The organism is Ohtaekwangia kribbensis (genome assembly GCF_042676245.1).
Classification (GTDB): domain Bacteria; phylum Bacteroidota; class Bacteroidia; order Cytophagales; family Cyclobacteriaceae; genus Ohtaekwangia; species Ohtaekwangia kribbensis.
Map to the genome: position 1 here is coordinate 415,221 of NZ_JBHTKA010000007.1, position 19,091 is coordinate 434,311.

A 19,091-nucleotide genomic window follows, 5' to 3' on the forward strand; every position below is an offset into this window, starting at 1 on the left:
CTATATATCATCAATGATTCAGTGTGCCGGTATTTACCACCGGGTTTACATCTTTATCCGAGCAAAGCACTACCATCAGGTTGCTTACCATGGCAGCTTTCCGTTCTTCATCCAACGCTACAATTTGTTGTTTCGAAAGTTGGTCGAGTGCCATCTGCACCATGCTCACAGCACCTTCTACAATTTTGAAGCGGGCCGATACTACAGCAGAAGCCTGCTGTCTGCGCAACATGGCTCCGGCAATTTCAGGTGCATACGCCAGCGAACCTATACGCGCTTCGATAACATGTATACCCGCTATATCTAAACGATTCCGTAGGTTCTCTTCCAGCGCCTGGTTTATTTCATCGTGACCGGAACGGAGTGTCAGCTCATGTTCGTTATCAAAATTATCGTAGGCATATTGTCCTGCAAGTCGGCGCACGGCAGAGTCGCTCTGCAGTTTTACAAACGATTCATAGTTGTCTACTTCAAATAAAGCTTTGAATGTATCGCGCACCTGCCACACCAGGATAACGCTAATCTGGATCGGGTTTCCCACCTTATCATTTACCTTGATCTTGTCGCTATCGAAGTTACGCGCACGCAGCGACACGGCTTTTTTGGTGAGCAGCGGGTTGGCCCAGTGGAAGCCGTTATTCTTGATGGTGCCTTGGTAATCGCCAAACAAAACCATTACCATGGAGCTGTTCGGGTTCAGAAAGAAAAAGCCGGGCGTCAATACGAAAACTGCTCCGAGAGTTAAGATATAGAACGGGCTGTGTCCTGCCATTAGTACAATGCTCAGGAATACCAGGAAGATTACGATACCCAGCATCATATAGCCCGATAACGGTGTGAACTCTTTTTCCTTACTCATAAGTTTGATATTAAAATGATATTATAAAGATATTGAATTGAATTTATTAACGCAAACCGCTCTTGTAGGTTGGCTTTGCATAAGAATATTTCTTGGACTTAATTAGCGGCCTGAAATCGTTACACATTTTATGATAAAATATAATCCGAAGACCTGGATGGCGCTTATTCTTCACTCGTATAGTCGCCACGTGTTACGGACCATGTTGCCGGTAATTATTTTTATGATGGTGTTTACTACCGGTGTGTGCTATGTTATTGTAAGTCATCTCAAGTTAAAGCCCAGTGAATTTCCGGTAACCACTACGGTACACTCTTTATTGGGTATAGTACTCGGTTTGTTCCTGGTGTTCCGTACTAACTCTGCGTACGATCGCTGGTGGGAGGGAAGAAGATCATGGGGAGGTGTTGTTAACAGTACGCGAAATTTTGCGCTTAAGTTAAATGCCTATATAAGCAAAGAGAATCATGAAGACCGCGATTGGTTCGCGAAGATGATTCCAAACTTTGTGTTTGCTATGAAAGAACATCTGCGCACCGGTGTACAGCTTACGGAACTGGAAGACGTGGATGGTACGTTGCTCGAAGAACTCAAAGCGGTGAAACATAAGCCCAATCGTATATCGGCATTGCTATACACCAAAGTAAATCAACTCTACAAAGAGAATAGGTTTACGGGCGATCAGCTGATTAACCTGGACAAGGAACTGAAAGATTTTACAGACCTGATCGGAGCATGCGAGCGTATCAAGAATACGCCTATTCCATATTCGTACTCCATGTTCATCAAGAAATTTATATTCATATACATCTTTACCCTGCCGTTTGGTTTTGTAACCACGTTCGAATACTTCACCATACCCACGGTGTTGTTGGTGTCGTATGTATTGTTGAGTGTGGAGTTGATCGCAGAAGAGATTGAAGATCCGTTTGGCCGCGATATAAATGATTTACCCACCGATGAACTGGCCGGTAAAATAAAAGACAACGTGCGCGAAATCCTTCTTTAAAAATACCCCGCACGTCATAGCTCAAAACTCGCAGCTATTTAAAGTACCGTACTGATGATGAAGTATAGAATGATCATCAGGATCAGCGAAGCATACATAATAAGGTCTACGCGTACATACGGTTTATACTCCTTATATAGATCTCTGAGCTTTCTGAACATGCTATTATTGATTTAGATTGAAATTACCGGAGCCTTTTAAAAACGCTGTAAAGGTATTAACAATAATTTCTTCACGATAAGGCAACAAATATTTTCTTTTCTCGTCATAGAAAGCTTGCCCCACGTTGTTCACACATGTTTAGCATGTTTTTATATTTTTTTTATCCGGCAATAGGGGGTAATAACCATGTGATTGTCTTGAACCCAAATTACATATACGAAACCCCAAGCACAGATGATTCGATTTTTAGTTGTTGTGACTTTAGCCCTGGTAAGCACCATGGCGCGATCGCAGGAGAAAGTAACCCTGAATGGTTACATAAAGGATGCTGATAACGGAGAAGAACTTATCGGAGTAACCGTTTACATTCCGCAGTTAAAAGCGGGCACTGCTACCAATGCGTATGGCTTTTATTCCATCACGGTTCCGAAAGGTACATATGAAGTACAATATACTTTTGTAGGCTATTCATCGCAGAACGTTACCGTTACACTCGATGCCGATGTATCCAGAAATATAGAGTTGGGTGGCGAAGCGCAGATCATGAATGAAGTAGAGATCTCCGAGCGACCACTCGATGAAAATGTGATCGCGGTACAGATGAGTAAAAATACACTGAACATTAACCAGGTAAAAAAGTTACCGACCCTGTTTGGTGAAGTAGACATCATTAAAAATGTACAGGCATTGCCTGGTGTTATTTCTGCCGGTGAAGGAACTTCCTCATTCTTCGTACGCGGAGGTGGTGGCGACCAGAACCTTATACTCATCGATGAAGCCCCTATATATGATGCTTCTCACCTGGGGGGTATGGTATCGGTTTTCAATGCCGATGTTATTAAAGAATCTGAACTATATAAAGGTGGTATACCTTCACGCTTCGGCGGCCGTTTGTCTTCCATCCTTGAAGTACGCACGATCGATGGTAATAACAAACGCTTCGGTGTAACAGCCGGTATAGGTTCTATGGCGAGCCGTGTGATGATTGAAGCGCCTATCGTAAAAGATAAAAGTTCATTTATCCTCTCGGGCAGAACTTCGAACCTCGGACTTTATCTGAAAGCTGCGAACACTGACAACAGCATTAACTTTTACGACCTGAATGCTAAAGTAAACTGGAGAGCGAATAACAAGAACCGTTTCTTCGTATCAGGCTATACCGGTCGTGATAAATTGTCTTTCTCCGATGGCGAAGTTGGTTTCGGCTGGGGTAACTCTACCGGAACATTCCGCTGGAACCATTTGTTCAACGAGAAGTTATTTTCGAATACAACGGTAATCCTCAGCAGCTTTGATTACTTGTTCGAGATCAAAGACCCGATACAAGGCTTCAAGTGGTCTTCCAACCTGCAGGAGCTTAGTGTGAAGAACGACCTTACGTACTTCCACACCGTTAACAACGAATTTACCTTCGGGTATCACATTACGGGCAGACGATTCTCTCCGGCAACCATAGAGCCTAACTCGGAAGAATCCATGTTTGAAAAAACAGTGTTCGATAAAATGTATGCGCTTGATCATGGTATATACCTGAGCAACCAGCGCAGAATTACCGATGCCCTCACGATGGATGTAGGGCTGCGTGTATCGATCTTCCAGAGCATGGGGCCGGGCAAAGTATATATCTACAACGATCCGAAAGACAATGCAGACCCTACTCGCGTAGATTCACTGGAGTATGGTTCGTGGAAGAGCATTAAGAACTTTGTGAACCTGGAGCCGCGCTTCGGACTTCGTTATTCTTTGTCGGATGACAAGTCTATCAAATTGTCGTACAACCGCATGGTGCAGAATACACACCTCGTAGCAGCCGGCACGGTACCATTGCCTTTCAATACATGGAGCCCGAGTGGTTATTATCTGAAACCGCAGATCGCTGACCAGATCGCGCTCGGATATTTCCAGAACCTGAAAGATAATATGTACGAAGCGTCTGCTGAAATATACTATAAGGATATACAGCATGTAACAGACTTTGCTGATAATGCCGAGATCCAGTTGAATAAAGACCTGGTTACCGAATACAGACAAGGTGATGCATGGGCATACGGAGCCGAGTTTATGGTTACGAAAAAAGAAGGACGTCTTACGGGTATGGCAAGCTATACCTGGTCGAAAGCACTGCGCCAGATCGAAGGTGTAAACCAGGGACGTGAATATGTAGCGAACTACGATCGCAGAAATGTAGTAAACCTGAATGCTGCATTTGAGCTGAACGACAAGTGGACCTTTGGTGGAGCGTTTACCTATAGCACGGGTCGCCCTACCACCGTGCCGTCTGGTAAATATGAATATGGAGAGTATAATCCTGACCAGGTAAGTGAGCGTAACGGATACAGGTTGCCAGCCTTCCACCGCCTGGATCTTTCCGCTACCCTGAACCCGCGCAAGAACGCAACCCGTAAATGGAAAGGCCAGTGGATCTTCTCACTATACAATGTATATAGTCGCAAGAATGCATTCACCGTGTATACCCGTACCAAGAAAGACAGTGATGGCGATATAATTGGCGATGGTACACAGAAAGAGGCCCGCATGGTATATCTCTTCCCGTTTATGCCGTCTGTTACCTATAACATTAAATTCTAACGCATCATGAAAACACAAAACAGCAATATATTTTATAAAGCATTGTCCATGAAAAAAGCATTGATATATAGTCTCACGTTGCTCACGCTCGCTGCCTGTGAAGAGACAGTAGTGCTTGACCTGGAGGAAACGACACCGAAGATCGTTATTGAAGGACAAGTTACCGATCGGGCCGGCTACCAGTTTGTAAAGGTGAGCAAGTCAACCAACTTCTACGCCAGCGGTAAAACACCACGCGTTACGGATGCAACCATAACCGTAGCCGATGACCTGGGTAATGAATATACATTTGTACACAATCCGCGCAATCATGCAGACTCTGCCGGATATTATCTTCCGCAGACTCCGTTTGTTGGTGTGATCGATCGCACCTATACCCTGACTGTTGTGGCTGAAGGACAAACCTATACCGCGCAAGACAAACTAAATCGCATTACTACGATTGATAAACTGGAATATCGTATTGATGAAGATGAACGCGAAGACCCGGAAGATCCGGGAAGATTCTACGAAGTGCTGATGTTCGTAAAGGAACCGAAGGAAACAAGAGACTATTATCTTTTCAAAACCTACCGTAACGATTCGTTAACATATAATTTGGATACCGATGTATACTATGCCGATGATGAATTGGTAGGAGAGAACATCGATGGTTTCCCGCTGCCGATTTTCTATAGTGTAAATGACCTGGCCCGTGCTGAAGTGTACAGCCTGAGTCGCGATGCCTTTATTTTCTACCGCGACCTGGATAAACTGTTGAACAACGATGGCGGTATGTTTACCCAACCGCCGGCAGACCCACGTACTAATTTATCGAATGGAGCGTTAGGTCTGTTTCAGGTAAGCGCAGTGGTGAGTAGCGAGATTCGTATCAACGAGTAAGTTTAGTCAGAATTAGGCAACGATAGTTGCTTTTCACAAAAGGGAGTTTCATATTTCATACGGTAAACTATTCCGGATGAAAATATCACTCCCTTTTTTATTGGCTATACTCTCGTTAGCAGTACATGCACAAACGCAGACTATACTTGAAAATAACCCTACGGGTTTAAAGTGGTACCAGGTTAATACCCCCCATTTCAGAGTGCTTTTTCCGGAGGGGTTTGATGAGCAGGCCCAGCGCATGGCCAACACACTGGAATATATACATGCGCCTGAAGCGAAGTCACTCGGCACCAGGCCTCGAAAGATATCCGTGGTGTTGCAGAATCAATCTTCGGTGTCCAATGCCTTTGTATCGATGTTGCCGAGGAGGTCTGAATTTTATACCATGGCTCCTCAAGACTATAATTTTATAGGCACGAACGACTGGCTCGATATGCTGGCCTCGCATGAGTACCGGCACATTGTACAATATCAGCATGCAACGCGCGGGTTCAACAGGTTGTTTTATTATCTCTTCGGTAATCCGACATTGGCGGGTATGTCGCAGGTGGCAGCGCCTCAGTGGTTTTGGGAAGGCGATGCCGTGGTTACTGAAACAGCATTTACGCATAGCGGTCGCGGTAAGATACCGCAGTTTAATCTCGTGTTTAAAACCAATCTGCTGGAAGGCCGTACGTTCAACTATCACAAACAGTATTTACGATCGTACAAGCATAATATACCCAACCACTATGTATTAGGGTATAACATGGTAAGCTACCTGCGCAGGAAAACAGACGACCCGGAGATATGGGGAAAGATCACAGCGCGATCGTGGAGTGTTCCATTTATACCGTTCGCTTTCTCTAATGCTATTAAAAATAAAACCGGGCTATATGTAAAGGATCTGTATAATGAGATGGCGGCAACGTATCGAAGCGAATGGCAGAAGGAGATTGACCAATTAAAGCTTACCTCTTTTGAAAAAGTAAATTCGCGATCAACAACAGCCTATACGGATTATCTATATCCACAACCCCAGGAAGATGGAAGTATACTGGTGATGAAGCAGGGTATAGGTGATATTGAACAATTTGTACTGTTGAAAGATGGTCGAGAGAAACGAGTTTTTACTCCGGGTTTTGTTAACGATGCGGGTATGCTTTCATCCACCTATACTTCGGTGGTGTGGAACGAATTCGGATACGACCCGCGTTGGCGCGTGAAGAACTTTTCGCAGATCAAGATTTACGATTATGAAAATAAACAGAAACGTGTTATAGGAGGAAGACGTCAACGGTATGCCAGTGCTGCATTGTCGCCTAACGGAGATAAGATCGTTACCGTGCGTTCGGATAATGACTATTCCAACACGCTGGTTATACTCGAACTGTTTACCGGTAAACCTATAAAGGAGTTTGCCAATGAAGCCAACTATTTTTACTCCATGCCCCGTTGGTCTGACGATGCCTCGAAGATCGTTGTACTGAAGACAACCAGACAGGGAAAAATGCTTGTTTCCATTGATGTTGATTCAGGTACAGAGCAGGAGATATTACCCGCTACACATGAAAATTTGGGACACCCGGTGCAGTGGGGGAAATATATACTCTTTAACTCGCCTGTTACTGGCATCGATAACATATATGCGATTGATGTGGAGACCAAACAACGGTACCAGGTTACGAGCAGTAAATATGGTGCCTTCAACCCGGCGGTAACAAAAGATGGCAAAACGTTATACTATAACGACCAGGCGAAAGATGGAATGGATGTGGTAAAGGCTCCGTTCGATCCATCATCGTGGACTATATATGAGGCAAAATCTCAGGCTGATCATGCTTACCGGCATCTCGTAGAACAGGAGGGAAGGCCGGGGTTGTTCGACAGCATCCCACAAAACGTGTTGCCGGTAAAACGTTACTCAAAGCTGAAGGGAATTATTAATCCTTATAGCTGGGGATTTTTACTCACGAACGATTTGGCGCAGATCACTGCTGCTGTGGCATCGCACGATGTACTCAGTACGACTTCGATCACCGCCGGCTATGTATATGACATCAACGAACGTACCGACCTGTGGCGTGCCGGTATCAGCTATCAGGGGCTATATCCCATCATAAACCTGACGGCAGAAAAAGGCAATCGTACAAATGACGAAACGCTGGAAGAAAAGAAAATCGAGTTTACATGGGATGAGACAACGGTAGAGGGTGGATTAAGTATACCGTTACTTCTTACACGATCGAAATATATAGAGCAACTGTCAGTTGGTAATTCGGTAGGGCTTACGAGAGTGTCGTCATTTGTCAATACAATTACACGAAACGATACACTCATCTATAAAGGTAAGGATCGATTTGTTCCGTATCGGAATACAACGTATGATTACTTTTATACAGATCAGCTTACCGATGGCGATTTAATATATAATCACTTTGCGTTAACTTACTATCGCTTATTGAAGCCGAGTTACAGAGATTTTTTGTACCGTTGGGGGCAATCTCTAAGCATCGATTTATATAGTACTCCTTTTAATAGTGACTTTACGGGCAACCTTCTTGCAGTCAGAGGTATACTATATTTTCCAGGGCTCGCAAAACACCATTACCTATATTCACGGTTGGCCTTTCAGAAAAGTTTGCAAAGTGTAGAGACGGATATTTATACTTTCCGCAACAGAATTTTCAAGCCTCGTGGATATGGATACCCTCGGGATGAAAAATTCTACACGGTTTCATTAAATTATGCATTCCCTCTCTGGTATCCTGATATAGCTCTCGGCCCCATACTTAACGTTCAGCGCGTTAAGCTTAATGCCTTCTTCGATTATGGACAAGGATATGGAACAGTATACTATTACAACCGCGATGCAAACTTAGTGCAGGGGTTTGCTACTGACGACACCTATCAATCCATCGGAGTTGAAACAACTTTTGATTTCAACTTTATGCGTTTCCTGCCGAAGTTTGAATTAGGATTTCGCACCTCGTATCTGAAGGCAAACCGGAATACAGCGGGAGGCACCGTGTTTGAGATTTTGATAGGGAATATCGGTTTTTGAACTTGAAAATCACCTTTTATACTCTATTTTTGGAAGCTTAATGCAGGAAAGGATGCATTGCAACGGTTTGCGAAGCAGATATTTCCTTATTTAAAATCTAAAAATCTACAATCGACAATGGCAGAAATAATACGCATGCCCAAAATGAGCGATACCATGACCGAAGGCGTGGTCGCAAAGTGGCATAAGAAGGTGGGTGATTCCGTGAAGTCAGGCGAGTTAATGGCTGAAATAGAAACCGACAAGGCTACGATGGATTATGAATCTTTCAACACCGGTACAGTACTATACCTTGGTGTGAAAGAGGGCCAGGCGGTAAAAGTGAACGATGTCCTCGCTATTGTAGGAAATAAAGGAGAAGATTACTCAGCCTTGCTGGCAGGAGCATCCAACGCGGCAGCTTCCGGTGGCAAAGTTGAAGAACCGAAAGCAGCGGCTTCGGCACCTGCAGCGAGCGCAGCACCTGCGATCGATACATCCAACATCAAAGCTGAAATTGTATTGATGCCGAAGATGAGCGATACCATGACCGATGGTGTTATTGCTGCATGGCACAAGAAGGTTGGCGACAGTGTGAAGTCTGGTGAATTGTTAGCTGAGATCGAAACAGACAAGGCTACGATGGAGTATGAATCATACAACACCGGCACACTGTTATATATAGGAGCTGATGCAGGCAAAGCTGTTCCGGTAAACGGAGTGCTTGCTATCATTGGTGAAAAAGGTGCTGACTACCAGACGCTGCTCAAGGCACACGAAGCAAAAGCTTCCGGCGGTTCTGCTCCGGTAGCTGCTGCATCTAAACCTGCTGAAGCACCAGCGGCCACAGCATCAGCGGATGTTAGTGCTGATCATGGTACAAACGGAAGAATCAAAGCTTCTCCGCTCGCGAAGAAATTAGCAAAAGACAAAGGATACGACATCAGTAAAATTCAGGGTTCGGGCGAACATGGCCGTGTAACCAAGAGCGATGTTGAGAACTATAAACCTGCTGCAGAAGCGAAACCTGCTGCTGCCGCTGGCAAAGAAGGTAAATCTGCTGCGCCAATCGTATTACCTCAGGTAATCGGCAAGGAGAGCTTCGAAGAAATACCAGTATCGCAGATGCGTAAAACCATCGCGAAGCGTTTGACAGAAAGTAAATTCTCTGCGCCTCACTTCTACCTGACCATGGAAATCAACATGGATAAGGCGATGGAAGCACGCAAGAGTATAAATGAGATCAGCCCGGTAAAAGTATCGTTCAACGATATCGTGATCAAAGCAGCAGCCGTAGCGTTGCGTCAGCACCCGGATGTTAACTCAAGCTGGCTTGGCGACAAGATCCGTAAGAACCACCATGTGAACATTGGTGTAGCAGTAGCTGTGAAAGATGGCCTGCTGGTTCCGGTAGTTCGCTTTGCCGATAGCAAATCACTTTCACACATTGCTGTGGAAGTAAAAGAACTCGCACAGAAAGCTCACGATAAAAAACTGCAGCCATCCGAGTGGGAAGGTAGCACCTTTACTATATCCAACCTCGGCATGTTCGGTATAGAAGAGTTCACCGCGATCATCAACCCTCCGGATGCATGTATACTCGCAGTAGGTGGTATAAAAGAAACCGCCATTGTGAAGAACGGACAACTGGTTGTAGGCAACGTAATGAAAGTTACACTGTCGTGCGACCACCGCGCAGTAGACGGTGCTGTAGGTTCGGCCTTCCTCAAAACGCTGAAGGGCCTCCTCGAAGATCCGGTAAGAATTCTGATCTAGTAAATTTTGACCGATATATACTCCCTCTCCCTTTCGAGAGGGAGTTTTGTTTAGATATATTTTCCAGATTCTGCGAACGGCTTACAACGTATAGCCTGTACGCTCAACCCAAACGATATAGTGCAATGGAAAAGATTCATGCAACCACCATTATAGCCGTTATCCACAACGGCCAGGTAGCGATAGGAGGCGATGGCCAGGCAACCATGGGTAACTATGTAGCCAAAAGCAATGTGCGCAAAATTCGTAAGCTGCAGGATGGAAAAGTACTGGCAGGCTTTGCAGGTTCCACAGCCGATGCTTTTACATTGATAGAACGTTTTGAAGAAAAACTGAACAGCTACGGTGGTAACATGAAGCGTGCCGCTATAGAGTTGGCGAAAGACTGGCGCATGGACCGTTTCCTCCGCAGACTCGAAGCCATGCTGATCACTGTGAGTAAAGATGAACTTCTTGTACTATCCGGAACCGGCGATGTGCTCGAGCCCGACAACCAGGTAGCTGCCATTGGTTCCGGGTCGATGTATGCGCAATCAGCAGCACTTGCGTTGAAGCGTCATGCCCCACACCTTAGTGCAGAGGAGATTGTACGTGAGAGTTTAAATATAGCAGCAGACATTTGCATCTATACCAACCACAACCTGGTTATAGAGAAGCTTTAGGAGGCTCTTCGCCTTCGCGCTCAATCTGATCGACTACTACATCGGCTGTTGTTTCCGGTGGTGCAGCTTTGCCATCGGTATCTTCCAGCAGTATAACAAACGGTTTTAACCGGTTGGTATGCGACAGTAATATCTTGAGTAAACCTATACCCGGCACGGCCAGAATCATTCCCGCTATACCCAGTAATTTTCCCCCGATCAGTAACGCTATGATCGCTGCCAGTGCGTTGATGCTCACTTTCGATCCGGTAATGCGTGGTGTAATAAAATTACCTTCCAGGAACTGCACTACCGAAAAGACGATCACAACACCAATAGCATACCAGATGCTGTCTTTGGTGATAAGTGCCATGATGATCGGAAACAACGCTCCGATAATGATACCTACATAGGGTATAATGGTGAGTATACCTGAGAGTATACCGAAAAATATAGCATGCTCAATTCCCAGCGCCAGCAAGCCGATGGTGTTGAGTGCCGCAATGATGAGTGTTACGAGAAAGAGACCTGATATATATCCCTGGATAACACGCTCTACATCTTTTTTCCAAACCAGTTCTTCACTTTTCAGGAAGCTGATAAAGAACAGTCTGAACTTCTCGCGGTATATCAGGAAGAGAAATATATAGATCGGTATCTGTACAAGCGTTGAGATCGTGTTGGTTGTAGAGATGAGTATACCACCGAGGTATGTGCTGATACTTTTCATCATCTCGCTTACCATGTTCTTCTGTTCAGCCGTGCTGATGCCAAAGTCGCGTCTTAACGTACGGCTCATCTGATCGACAAACGTTTCAAACTGAACCTGCAGGTTGGGCAAGTCGTTGATCAGGCCAATCACCTGGTTAACGATCAGCCAGATAAACACACCCAGTATAGTGACCGTAGTAAGCAGTACAATGGTAATGGAAAGTGCCGTGCCTACTCTGCGCTCTTCGAGTTTCTTTACTACGGGAAGCATGACAATGGAAAGTATACCGGCAAAAGCAAACGGTACAACTATATCCTGCGCCAGCACTATGGCAACAATGGTAAGCGCAATAACGACTAACAATTTGTACGTATAGTCGAGCCGGTCGAAGGGCTTCTGTATAGAATCTGCCATGGAACGAAATTACGCATTATCTATAGCCTTCAAAATGGCAGCGCACGATTCTTTGATTTGTTCTTCGGTAATGGTAAGTGGAGGCGCAATTCTGAAACTATACGGATGCGACAGGAACCAGTAGGTAATAATGCCCAGCTCTTTGGCGCGCATCACGATGTTGTTAACACGATCGGCTGAATCAAAATCAATCGCGAACATCAAACCTATTCTGCGTACTTCTTTTATGTGCGGGTGTTTGAGTAAGTGTTCAATGAGTTGCCCTTTGGCCTCCGCCTGTGCTACCAGGTTTTCTTCTTCCAGTACCTGTAGCGTTGCAAGAGCCGAAGCACAGCATACCGGGTTGCCACCAAAGGTTGTTATGTGGCCCAGCATCGGATCGTGCGTAAGCGACTGCATTATTTTTTTGTCGGATATAAAAGAACCTATCGGGAGTCCGCCACCAAAAGCTTTGGCAACGGTAAGTATATCGGGTACTATACCGAAATGTTCAAAGGCAAAAAGTTTACCCGTGCGTCCCATGCCGCATTGAATTTCATCGAGTATCAACAGCGCACCGGTTTCATCGCAGCGCTTGCGCAGGGCCTTCATATACTCTTTAGAAGGTATACGCACACCGGCATCACCTTGTATGGTTTCTACAATAACGCAGGCTGTAGTGGTGGTAATTTTTTCAAGATCCGTCAACACATTGAAGTCAATGAACCGGACATCCGGCAGCAACGGACGGAACGCCTGCTTCTTTACTTCGTTCCCCGATACACTCATAGAGCCATGCGTACTTCCATGATACGATTTACGAAACGATACTATTTCCGTGCGACCGGTATAACGCTTGGCAAGTTTAAGCGCGCCTTCATTGGCTTCGGTTCCGGAGTTAACAAAGTAGCAGCAGTTGAGATTGGCGGGAAGCAATGACGTTAATTTCTGCGCCAGCAGGTTGGGAGCAGACTGGATGAATTCTCCGTATACCATCACATGCAAATGCTTATCAACCTGCTCTTTGATGGCCTTGATTACTTTGGGATGACCGTGCCCCAGACTGCTCACACCAATACCCGAGATCAGGTCGGTATACCGTTTTCCATCCGGTGAATACATATATATACCTTCGGCACGATCAATGGTGATGAGGTAAGGCGAATCGGTTGTCTGCGCGATCTTGTTGAGAAATATATCCTGGCTGAACTCCATGCGGTAAAGATAAAGCATGGTATCAAATACAACGGGGCCGGTATGCGATATAAAAACAAAAACCCCGCAGGGCGGGGTCTTGTGAAACTAAATTAACCTTTAAAAAGTTGGTTTTAATCTTGCGTTAAAAAAATAGCTTCTACAGGAAGGTCGAGGACTAAAATCATAAAGTACTGCGGTTAGGCAGCATTCACGGTTATCGAGATAATCATTCCGATCAGAATCGTACCAATCAGCACTAATACTTGTTTCAGCCTGGATGATACCCGGGCGTTCGTTACGTCTCTGTAGTCAAGATTCTTCATGTATGGCATGGCTAAAGGAGTTGATGTTTCAAAATTCGTAAAAAACGACCCCTGAATTCCACCGAAACTCTGGTGAAACCATACATTTGTAGGCTTACCGTAATGGATTGGCAATGTAATGCTTATGCATTACCGTGCTCCCGTTTTATTTACTTTGCTTCTGCTGGTAGCTCTCTACAAGCGATATAAAATCCCGAATTATATCGTTTGGAACTGTAACGGACAGGTGGTATTGTTCGATCTTCCAGCCGTCTTTTGTTTTACGAAGTATACCTGACCCGCGGCAAGTGCCCATCCACGTTGTTAAAAGTTCAGAAAACCATACATATTTTCCATCGGATGTTACATGCAGGTCGCGATCATAGGGCTTGAAGTCCCAGGCTTTTCCTCTGTCAAAATAAGGTTTAGCAAAGGAAGTGAACTGTTCCTTGTTCCAACGCTCAGTGGCATCGGTACCTATATATATACTTTGGTCGGCCATGCTGCCGAAAAATGCCGTGGCATTGGCATCGGCTGCAGCCTTGTGCCAGGTATCTATAAAACGGTTAATATCAGCCTCGTGCGACTGTGCGTGTAGCCCAATCGATGTGAGGAGGGTGGCGCAAAACGCCAGCAGAAATGTTTTCATGATGCAGTCAGAAATTTAATGGGTACGGATTCGGGCAGCTGGTTTACGTTTACCTTGTCCAGCGAAGGTAAAGTTAAGATAAACGTTGTACCCTTTTGTAATTCTGACTCCACGGCAATGGTACCGCGCAGCATTTTTGCCGACTCGCGCACCAGGAACAACCCGATGCCCGAACCTTTGGCGTAATCGCTGGCCCGGTAAAACATATCGAAGATTTTGTAGATGTGCTCTTCCGCAATACCGATACCGTTATCTTCTACTTTAATAGTAGTCGAATTTTTCTGAATGGTGGCTTCGATGGAAATGAATGGACTTGTTTTTTCAAAATCAGCATACCGGATGGCATTGGAGATGAGATTTTTCAGAATGATCTCCAATCTCGTTTTGTCGGTATAAAACTCTCCGTTGCTGATGCGTATATTTTTTGTGATCAGGTCGGCCTGAGGTATAAACTGGAAGCTTTGAAATATGTCGCTTACGATAGCCTGCAGGTTTATCTTCTCCGGTTTGATCTGCTGGCGCTTGTTCTTGGCGTAGTCGGTTATGTCGCGGATAAATCCTTCCATCTTGTCGATGCTCGACTGCATGCGATCAAAGTAGTGGCCGTGCTCGGGTACATCCATTTCGCGTTTGGCCAGGTGCACCAATCCCGCCATGGATGCGAGTGGTGATTTTAAATCGTGAGCCGAACTATATATAAACCGGTCGAGCTCTTCGTTGAGCTTTTGCAATTCGGCATTACGCTTTTCAAGTAACTGCGATTTACGTTGTATCTCATCAAACTGTGTTTTGAGCTTGCGCGTGAGTTTTATATAGGCATTCGAAAGACTGTGGATCTCGTTCGTTACATCTGATTCTTTCAATTCGTCTTCGTTGAGTCCCTGTGTTACCATGAACTTGCCAATGGAGTTCGATAACTTTTTGATGGGACGGGTAAGACGCAGTGCCGTAACGTAGGTAAGTACAAACGAGATTACGATAGCACTTAAACCAATGCTGATGCAGGTTACCAGGCTCTGGCGGATGATGCTGTTGGCGCGTGCATCGGTAAGGGTTACCAGCGAAGTAAGCTGATCCGAAAGTTCATCTGTATTGCTGTTAAGTTCGCCCATTAGCCCCTGCGTTGGCACAAGCCCGATTGCTTCATCCAGCGCTGCAAGCTGATTGAAGTTATCGCGATACGATTGAAGTAAATGTACCACGAAGCTGTGCTCGGAATTAAGCTTGCGGATAAGTGAATCGGCAAACGTGTTGAATTTTGTTTTATAGTGTTCCTCCTTGCGCAGGAAGTAATCTTTTTCGTGTCTGCGCAAGGAAAGTATTTCAATCATGCTGATCTCATTGGAATGTTCTTCCAGCTCGTGCGCAAATTTTCGCATGCGCCCTTCCACACCATAATCCTTAAAGCCCCGGTATATAATTTTCTCTTTTACCTTCGAGAAGGTAGTGTTGTAGGTTTGCAGTGTTTGATTGATGCTGTCGAAATTTTTACCAACGCCCAGGTTGTAATCGAACATAACGTTGTTGAGCAGAATGGCTTCGCGCAGAATGATGGTATATAAACTATCGCGCTGCACCAGGATGCCGCTTCGGTTGGTCTTGTAAAATTCCTGGTTGATGGTTTCGAAGCGGAGGAAGTCAAGATCGAGCTTGAGCAGTCGCTCAATCTGGATGCGCTCATCCTCAATACGTTTGGTGAGTTCGTATATATTTTTGGTGCGCGAAATGAAATGATAGGAGAGAGCCGAGATGATGATGACGTTTACCGCCAGTATGCTGAAGGAAAGGAATAACCGTTTCCCGATGGTATTGATATTCCAGAACATTCGTAGTCAGGGCACAAAGCTAATTGCACCCTGACCGGTTCTGCTAAAAACAGTGTTAAGGATATATGAATATTTTAGCGATGAGCAGGTTTACTGCTATACCTTATGCTTCGTGAAGTTTTAGAAAGTCCATTACCTCTTGGCGTACGTTGCGTGTAATGGCATCGTCATACGCTTCGGTGGCGATGGATTTGAACAAGTCACTAACAACGGTAGCGCGGAAGCCGAGTTGCTCGGCATAGATCGTAGCTACTTCCAGTTCAACATCTTCTACCACTGCATCGAGGTAGATCATATATACCAAGTGATAGATCGCTTCCAGTTTTTCAATCTTGTCGGCCGGGTTAGTGAACTGAAGATGTGTGAGATCTACATTGGCTTTTGCCAGATCATCAGGACTTAAGTGTAACTGAAAACCCCACTTGAGGAGGCATCGCAGAAAGCGGCTATCAATTTTCGACTGGCCTAAAAACAATGCGAGTATATTAAAGTAACTATTTTTTACAGAGATAAGGTGTTCGCGATTCAGTTGGTTCTTCATAAGCGGGGTCTTTAAATTCTTCTTGCGTCTTTAAAATTTGATATACCACTCTAACGGGTATTGTAGTCAACGTAAAAGTACGGATAATTTGTGAATCAAATCGGGGAGGCATCCCGTAGAAAGTTGTTACCGGCAGTGCTTCCGGATTAACCCTTCTGTATTTTCGATACCCAGTTGCCGGGCTTTGCGCAGGTCGCTGCACACATTCTCGTATGTTCTTCCTTCTATATGTGCCAACGCACGGAGTAAATAAGGCTCACCTTTTTCTGGCCGCAGATATACTCCCCATGTGCAGTCGTTGAGTACATCTTCGTAGTGACCGAGTTTTAAATTTGTGCGGCCACGCGCTTCAAATATCTCATAGTAAATATCCGGAGCATCGTTGGGATCCATCACGATCATAAAGGCTTCGCCATAAATCTCTGTTAAGTTCTTTCGGAAAAGTTTTTTGCCGAGGTTGAAATACTGAAGTGCTTCTTCGGGCTGATCGAGTTTTTCAAGACTGATCATGCCGATCCGGTATATCAACTGAAGATTTTCTGGTTGCTGATTATGTAAATGCTTGAGCGCTGTAACAGCTTCCTGAAAATTACCAAGGTAATACTGGCACAAGGCAAGTTTTTCGAGTGTCTCAAACTGTACCGGGTCTTCATGATTTTTAAGCACGAGGTAATGCGACACCGCTTCGGCAAACTGGAGGTTTTTGAATTCATGATCGGCCATGGCGTGCAACGTGGTGATGAGACTATCGTATCCGTAAATGAACCGGAATTCCATCGGATCATTTTTCTGGAGCGTGAGCATCATGCCGAAAGCTTCATCAAATTTGCCGGTATCGAACAATGCATTTACCTGTAGTAACGCTGCGCTGTTAGCGTTCCATTTGGCAATTCGTTTCTGTTCTACAAAATAGTAGGCCGTGTGTATTACCGAGAAGCAGAACCCTGCAATGACTATAAATACAAGAAAGGCGAGACCCTGTATCTTGAAATATTCTTTATCGATTTTATAGTATTGGCGTTGTGCCTGCTGCCAGCGCCAGTATTTACGTCTGTTGATTTCGTACTGAACATCAACTGTTTCCGTCACCTGCGGATTGAGTTGAAAATCGTAGCGCGATTTTTTCAGCGGATCGGAAAGTACGTGGTAAGCTTCGTTGATGAGCTTGAACATTTCTTCAGCTTCGGGGTCGCCAGCGTTGCGGTCGGGGTGATATTGCATGGCCAGCCGTTTATAGGCGGCACGCAAAGCTGTAGAGTCATCCGAAGGACTAATGCCGAGTATTTTGTAATAGTCAGCCATGGCCTGAAGTTATTGGGTTCAAATACGACTAAAACGTAGTTGCCTCTCTATTTCTTTCTAACGATGCCGGCTAATTTCTGTTTTTTGCGTTTTACGGCTTGAAATAGCTATAAAAGAATGCCAGCGACTGGCCGGTTTAAAAAAAGAAAACCCGGAAGGGGATGCTTCCGGGTTTGCGTCAATACTTTTTCACGTAAAGATTAAACTTTTGCTAATTCCTGCACGAGGTCGATCAGCTTGTTAGAATAACCCCACTCGTTATCGTACCATGATACTACTTTCACGAAGTTGTCGTTCAGGGCTATACCTGCTTTCGCATCGAAGATAGATGTGCGGGCATCGCCGAGGAAATCCTGTGATACTACATCATCTTCTGTGTATCCTAAAATTCCTTTCAGTTCGCCTTCAGAAGCTTCTTTCATAGCGGTTTTGATTTGCTCGTAAGAGGCTGCTTTCGCGAGTCTTACAGTAAGGTCAACAACAGAAACGTCAGCAACCGGCACGCGGAATGACATACCTGTAAGTTTACCTTTCAGCTCAGGAATAACCAATGCTACAGCTTTAGCGGCACCGGTAGAAGAAGGGATGATGTTCTGGTATGCACCACGACCACCTCTCCAGTCTTTTACTGAAGGACCATCAACAGTTTTTTGTGTAGCCGTAACAGCGTGAACTGTGCTCATCAAACCTTCTACGATACCAAATTTATCGTTGAGTACTTTTGCCAAAGGAGCAAGGCAGTTTGTTGTACAGGAAGCGTTTGATACGATCGTATGCTGTGCTGTAAGTTTCTTGTGGTTAACACCCATTACAAACGTAGGCGTATCATCTTTAGCAGGAGCGGAGAATACTACTTTTTTAGCACCTGCGGTAATATGTTTCTGACCATCAGCTTGTGTAAGGAACAATCCGGTAGACTCGATAACGATTTCAGCGCCTACATCAGACCATTTTAAGTTAGCAGGATCTTTTTCAGCCGTAACGCGGATTTTCTTTCCGTTTACAACCAGACCACCGTCTTTCACTTCCACAGTACCATCAAACTTACCATGGGTTGAATCGTACTTTAACATGTATGCCATGTACTCAGGATCCACCAGGTCATTAATCCCAACGATCTCAATATCTTTACGATTGATAGCAGCTCTGAAAGCCAGGCGACCGATACGGCCGAAACCGTTAATACCTACTTTAGTCATTGTTGTATTTGTTTGGTTAAAATTTCG

The 19,091-nt window shown here is 44.9% G+C and carries 16 protein-coding genes; 6 read left to right on the forward strand and 10 right to left on the reverse strand.

Going from position 1 to position 19,091, the window contains the following annotated elements:
- Nucleotides 1-10 precede the first annotated feature (10 nt).
- Nucleotides 11-859 carry an SPFH domain-containing protein gene (locus tag ACFQ21_RS16960; protein ID WP_377580471.1) on the reverse strand — a complete coding sequence of 283 codons (849 nt, stop codon included), beginning with the start codon at nt 857-859 and terminating at the stop codon, nt 11-13.
- A gap of 130 nt (nt 860-989) precedes the next feature.
- Between ACFQ21_RS16960 and ACFQ21_RS16965 the strand changes: the two genes are divergently transcribed.
- Nucleotides 990-1,868 (forward strand): bestrophin family protein, encoded by an 879-nt coding sequence (locus ACFQ21_RS16965; protein ID WP_377580472.1) that lies wholly within the window; start codon nt 990-992, stop codon nt 1,866-1,868.
- 38 nt (nt 1,869-1,906) lie between these two features.
- Here ACFQ21_RS16965 and ACFQ21_RS16970 read toward each other — a convergent pair whose 3' ends face one another.
- Complete coding sequence (locus tag ACFQ21_RS16970; RefSeq protein WP_377580473.1) at nt 1,907-2,029, reverse strand: hypothetical protein; 123 nt, start codon at nt 2,027-2,029, stop codon at nt 1,907-1,909.
- A gap of 235 nt (nt 2,030-2,264) precedes the next feature.
- Between ACFQ21_RS16970 and ACFQ21_RS16975 the strand changes: the two genes are divergently transcribed.
- The 5 genes from ACFQ21_RS16975 (at nt 2,265) to hslV (ending at nt 10,964) form a co-directional block, all read left to right on the forward strand.
- Nucleotides 2,265-4,619, forward strand: coding sequence for a TonB-dependent receptor (locus tag ACFQ21_RS16975; protein WP_377580474.1), 2,355 nt, complete (start codon nt 2,265-2,267; stop codon nt 4,617-4,619).
- 6 nt (nt 4,620-4,625) lie between these two features.
- Nucleotides 4,626-5,501 carry a DUF4249 domain-containing protein gene (locus ACFQ21_RS16980; protein WP_377580475.1) on the forward strand — a complete coding sequence of 292 codons (876 nt, stop codon included), beginning with the start codon at nt 4,626-4,628 and terminating at the stop codon, nt 5,499-5,501.
- A 76-nt stretch (nt 5,502-5,577) separates the two neighbouring features.
- Nucleotides 5,578-8,547: a hypothetical protein gene (locus ACFQ21_RS16985; RefSeq protein ID WP_377580476.1), complete on the forward strand. Its 2,970-nt coding sequence runs from the start codon at nt 5,578-5,580 to the stop codon at nt 8,545-8,547.
- 117 nt (nt 8,548-8,664) lie between these two features.
- Nucleotides 8,665-10,302, forward strand: coding sequence for a pyruvate dehydrogenase complex dihydrolipoamide acetyltransferase (locus ACFQ21_RS16990; RefSeq protein WP_377580477.1), 1,638 nt, complete (start codon nt 8,665-8,667; stop codon nt 10,300-10,302).
- A gap of 125 nt (nt 10,303-10,427) precedes the next feature.
- Nucleotides 10,428-10,964, forward strand: a complete 537-nt coding sequence (hslV, locus tag ACFQ21_RS16995; RefSeq protein WP_377580478.1) for an ATP-dependent protease subunit HslV — start codon at nt 10,428-10,430, stop codon at nt 10,962-10,964.
- Here the strand turns inward: hslV and ACFQ21_RS17000 are convergent.
- The 8 genes from ACFQ21_RS17000 to gap form a co-directional block, all read right to left on the reverse strand.
- Nucleotides 10,948-12,069, reverse strand: a complete 1,122-nt coding sequence (locus ACFQ21_RS17000; RefSeq protein ID WP_377580479.1) for an AI-2E family transporter — start codon at nt 12,067-12,069, stop codon at nt 10,948-10,950. The genes hslV and ACFQ21_RS17000 overlap by 17 nt on opposite strands.
- Nucleotides 12,070-12,078: 9 nt before the next feature.
- On the reverse strand, nt 12,079-13,281 hold the full coding sequence (locus ACFQ21_RS17005; protein ID WP_377580480.1) for an aspartate aminotransferase family protein: 1,203 nt from the start codon (nt 13,279-13,281) through the stop codon (nt 12,079-12,081).
- 161 nt (nt 13,282-13,442) lie between these two features.
- Nucleotides 13,443-13,568, reverse strand: a complete 126-nt coding sequence (locus ACFQ21_RS17010; protein ID WP_377580481.1) for a hypothetical protein — start codon at nt 13,566-13,568, stop codon at nt 13,443-13,445.
- A gap of 145 nt (nt 13,569-13,713) precedes the next feature.
- Nucleotides 13,714-14,196 (reverse strand): nuclear transport factor 2 family protein, encoded by a 483-nt coding sequence (locus tag ACFQ21_RS17015; RefSeq protein ID WP_377580482.1) that lies wholly within the window; start codon nt 14,194-14,196, stop codon nt 13,714-13,716.
- Nucleotides 14,193-16,022 (reverse strand): sensor histidine kinase, encoded by a 1,830-nt coding sequence (locus ACFQ21_RS17020; protein WP_377580483.1) that lies wholly within the window; start codon nt 16,020-16,022, stop codon nt 14,193-14,195. Before ACFQ21_RS17020 ends, ACFQ21_RS17015 begins: the two co-directional genes overlap by 4 nt.
- Nucleotides 16,023-16,125: 103 nt before the next feature.
- Complete coding sequence (locus tag ACFQ21_RS17025; protein ID WP_377580484.1) at nt 16,126-16,563, reverse strand: hypothetical protein; 438 nt, start codon at nt 16,561-16,563, stop codon at nt 16,126-16,128.
- A gap of 126 nt (nt 16,564-16,689) precedes the next feature.
- Nucleotides 16,690-17,865, reverse strand: coding sequence for a J domain-containing protein (locus ACFQ21_RS17030; RefSeq protein ID WP_377580485.1), 1,176 nt, complete (start codon nt 17,863-17,865; stop codon nt 16,690-16,692).
- 200 nt (nt 17,866-18,065) lie between these two features.
- The gene (gap, locus tag ACFQ21_RS17035; protein WP_377580486.1) at nt 18,066-19,064 is read right to left on the reverse strand and encodes a type I glyceraldehyde-3-phosphate dehydrogenase; all 999 of its coding nucleotides are present in this window, start codon (nt 19,062-19,064) and stop codon (nt 18,066-18,068) included.
- Nucleotides 19,065-19,091: the final 27 nt, after the last annotated feature.

Coding starts and splice junctions, on each gene's coding strand:
- ACFQ21_RS16960 (WP_377580471.1), bottom strand. CDS start 859: ATGAGTAAGGAAAAAGAGTTCACACCGTTATCGGGCTATATGATGCTG.
- ACFQ21_RS16965 (WP_377580472.1), top strand. CDS start 990: ATGATAAAATATAATCCGAAGACCTGGATGGCGCTTATTCTTCACTCG.
- ACFQ21_RS16970 (WP_377580473.1), bottom strand. CDS start 2,029: ATGTTCAGAAAGCTCAGAGATCTATATAAGGAGTATAAACCGTATGTA.
- ACFQ21_RS16975 (WP_377580474.1), top strand. CDS start 2,265: ATGATTCGATTTTTAGTTGTTGTGACTTTAGCCCTGGTAAGCACCATG.
- ACFQ21_RS16980 (WP_377580475.1), top strand. CDS start 4,626: ATGAAAACACAAAACAGCAATATATTTTATAAAGCATTGTCCATGAAA.
- ACFQ21_RS16985 (WP_377580476.1), top strand. CDS start 5,578: ATGAAAATATCACTCCCTTTTTTATTGGCTATACTCTCGTTAGCAGTA.
- ACFQ21_RS16990 (WP_377580477.1), top strand. CDS start 8,665: ATGGCAGAAATAATACGCATGCCCAAAATGAGCGATACCATGACCGAA.
- hslV (WP_377580478.1), top strand. CDS start 10,428: ATGGAAAAGATTCATGCAACCACCATTATAGCCGTTATCCACAACGGC.
- ACFQ21_RS17000 (WP_377580479.1), bottom strand. CDS start 12,069: ATGGCAGATTCTATACAGAAGCCCTTCGACCGGCTCGACTATACGTAC.
- ACFQ21_RS17005 (WP_377580480.1), bottom strand. CDS start 13,281: ATGCTTTATCTTTACCGCATGGAGTTCAGCCAGGATATATTTCTCAAC.
- ACFQ21_RS17010 (WP_377580481.1), bottom strand. CDS start 13,568: ATGAAGAATCTTGACTACAGAGACGTAACGAACGCCCGGGTATCATCC.
- ACFQ21_RS17015 (WP_377580482.1), bottom strand. CDS start 14,196: ATGAAAACATTTCTGCTGGCGTTTTGCGCCACCCTCCTCACATCGATT.
- ACFQ21_RS17020 (WP_377580483.1), bottom strand. CDS start 16,022: ATGTTCTGGAATATCAATACCATCGGGAAACGGTTATTCCTTTCCTTC.
- ACFQ21_RS17025 (WP_377580484.1), bottom strand. CDS start 16,563: ATGAAGAACCAACTGAATCGCGAACACCTTATCTCTGTAAAAAATAGT.
- ACFQ21_RS17030 (WP_377580485.1), bottom strand. CDS start 17,865: ATGGCTGACTATTACAAAATACTCGGCATTAGTCCTTCGGATGACTCT.
- gap (WP_377580486.1), bottom strand. CDS start 19,064: ATGACTAAAGTAGGTATTAACGGTTTCGGCCGTATCGGTCGCCTGGCT.